This window comes from Streptomyces sp. NPDC059853 (assembly GCF_042731495.1).
Taxonomy (GTDB): Bacteria; Actinomycetota; Actinomycetes; order Streptomycetales; family Streptomycetaceae; genus Streptomyces.
Map to the genome: position 1 here is coordinate 1 of NZ_JBHWJL010000465.1, position 2,635 is coordinate 2,635.

Here is a 2,635-nt window from a genome sequence, read left to right on the forward strand (position 1 = left end):
GCCGTCATGGTGTCTGAGCCGTGTGACGGCCGGCTCAGCGCTCCAGCTCGCCGTTGATGAACTTCTCGACGTTGTCACGTGCCTGGTCGTCGAAGAACTGGACCGGCGGGGACTTCATGAAGTACGAGGAGGCCGAGGTGATCGGGCCACCGATCCCGCGGTCCTTGGCGATCTTCGCCGCACGCAGCGCGTCGATGATCACACCGGCGGAGTTGGGGGAGTCCCAGACCTCCAGCTTGTACTCCAGGTTCAGCGGGACGTCACCGAACGCGCGGCCCTCCAGGCGGACGTACGCCCACTTGCGGTCGTCCAGCCACGCGACGTAGTCGGAGGGGCCGATGTGGACGTTGCCCTCGCCCAGCTCGCGGTCGACGATCTGCGAGGTGACGGCCTGGGTCTTGGAGACCTTCTTGGACTCCAGGCGGTCGCGCTCCAGCATGTTCTTGAAGTCCATGTTGCCGCCGACGTTCAGCTGCATGGTGCGGTCCAGGATGACGCCCCGGTCCTCGAACAGCTTGGCCATCACGCGGTGCGTGATGGTGGCGCCGACCTGCGACTTGATGTCGTCACCGACGATCGGGACACCGGCCTCGGTGAACTTGTCCGCCCACTCCTTGGTACCGGCGATGAAGACCGGGAGGGCGTTGACGAAGGCGACCTTGGCGTCGATGGCGGCCTGCGCGTAGTACTTGGCGGCGTCCTCGGAGCCGACCGGCAGGTAGCAGACCAGCACGTCGGCCTTGGTGTCCTTGAGCACCTGGACCACGTCGACGGGCTCGGCGTCCGACTCCACGATCGTCTCGCGGTAGTAGCGGCCCAGACCGTCCAGCGTCTGGCCGCGCTGGACGGTGATCCCGGTGGCCGGCACGTCGGCGATCTTGATGGTGTTGTTCTCGCTGGCGCCGATGGCGTCGGCGAGGTCGAGACCGACCTTCTTGGAGTCGACGTCGAAGGCGGCCACGAACTCGATGTCCGAGATGTGGTAGTCGCCGAACTGGACGTGCATCAGACCCGGCACCCGGCTGTCCGGGGCGGCGTCCTTGTAGTACTCGACGCCCTGTACCAGCGAGGCGGCGCAGTTGCCCACGCCGGCGATGGCTACGCGAACCGAACCCATTCCGGTTGCTCCCTGTGTGTGTTTCGGCATGGCCCCACACCATTGCGGGGCCCGGCATTGTCAAGTGATGGTCAAGAAGTGGTGTCGCCGGAGCCATCCGGCGGGGAGGTGCCGCGCTCGCGGCCCTCGCGCTCGCTCTCGATCAGCTCGTTGAGCCAGCGGACCTCGCGCTCCACGGATTCCATTCCGTGGCGCTGCAGTTCCAGCGTGTAGTCGTCCAGCTTCTCCCGGGTACGGGCCAGGGAGGCGCGCATCTTGGCGAGGCGCTCTTCCAGGCGGCTGCGGCGGCCTTCGAGCACCCGCATCCGTACATCGCGTGAGGTCTGGCCGAAGAAGGCGAACCTGACACCGAAGTTGTCGTCTTCCCAGGCGTCGGGGCCGGTCTGGGTCAGAAGCTCCTCGAAGCGTTCCTTGCCCTCGGCCGTGAGCCGGTAGACGATGCGGGCCCGCCGCCCCGACAGCGCGGTGGCACGCGGGTCCTCCGCGTCGCTGCCGGGCTCCTCGGCGAGCCATCCGTGCTGGACCAGCGTCTTGAGACAGGGGTAGAGGGAGCCGTAGCTGAACGCCCGGAAGACGCCCAGCGAGGTGTTGAGCCGCTTGCGCAGCTCGTACCCGTGCATCGGGGATTCCCGCAGGAGCCCGAGTACGGCGAACTCCAGGACTCCGGAGCGTCGGCTCACGGCTGGAATCACCTCCCGGGTGGACTGTCTGTCGTGCTGTGTCGTGAACGGTTGAACTCTTGAACTGTTGAACGATGTATTGGCTCGATGTATCGGCCCGATACATCGCCACGATAGAACGGGCCGAGAGGTGCTGCAAGAGGAGTCCTGGTGAAGGGGATCACATCTTCGCTTCACTGAAAGTGAAATGCCTGAAGTACCCCTTTTGCCAAGAAAGATGGCCTTTGGTGCTGCGTACGCTGAACCCCGTGTGCGGATCACTGTCCGGGAACCCAGAGGCCGGAATCTGCGTCCTCGTTCACGGTGACGTGCGTCCGAGCCACGGCCGGACTGCACACAACGGGGGGATAGCACGACACCACACGTCATTGCCGCAGCAGACGTCCCGCGTCTGTCCGAGGAGTAGCTGTCCATGAGCGAGCACCGTCGCAAGCCGCCGCAGTCCCGCGGCCGCCGCGCCGCGGCGCCATCCGGCCGCCGGGCCGCGCCGCCACCGCAGCGCGAGGAGAGCGGCGGGAGCGGCCATCGGCGCGCGACGGCCTCCAGCGCCGCCGAAGGCACCGGCCGCCGGTCCAGGCGAAGGCCGGAGCCCCCACCGAAGAAGCGATTCATCGACTATCCGCGTGCCCAGCACACGGGAGCGCGCCGCTGGCTGCCCTCCTGGAAACAGGTCCTGGGCTCCGCGATCCTGTTCATGGGCCTGCTGGTCGGCCTGATCGGCATCGCCTACGCCATGGTCGACATCCCGGACCCGAACAAGGCCGCCCAGAGCCAGAAGAACGTCTACTACTGGGCCGACGGCAGCGAGATGGTCGTCGCGGGCGGTGGTGAGTACAAC

General features: G+C 66.7%; 2 protein-coding genes and 1 pseudogene. 1 reads left to right on the plus strand and 2 read right to left on the minus strand.

Features of this window, described 5'->3' with window-relative positions; all coding sequences use genetic code 11:
- Positions 1 to 34: 34 nt before the first annotated feature.
- Together ACFV5N_RS26770 and ACFV5N_RS26775 are read right to left on the minus strand one after the other, a co-directional pair.
- Complete coding sequence (locus ACFV5N_RS26770) at positions 35 to 1,117, minus strand: inositol-3-phosphate synthase (protein ID WP_385604809.1); 1,083 nt, start codon at positions 1,115 to 1,117, stop codon at positions 35 to 37.
- A gap of 71 nt (positions 1,118 to 1,188) precedes the next feature.
- Positions 1,189 to 1,797 (minus strand): PadR family transcriptional regulator, encoded by a 609-nt coding sequence (locus ACFV5N_RS26775; RefSeq protein ID WP_019432195.1) that lies wholly within the window; start codon positions 1,795 to 1,797, stop codon positions 1,189 to 1,191.
- Positions 1,798 to 2,209: 412 nt separating this feature from the next.
- Here ACFV5N_RS26775 and ACFV5N_RS26780 point away from each other — a divergent pair.
- Positions 2,210 to 2,635: pseudogene (locus ACFV5N_RS26780) on the plus strand (penicillin-binding protein); the annotation flags it as partial.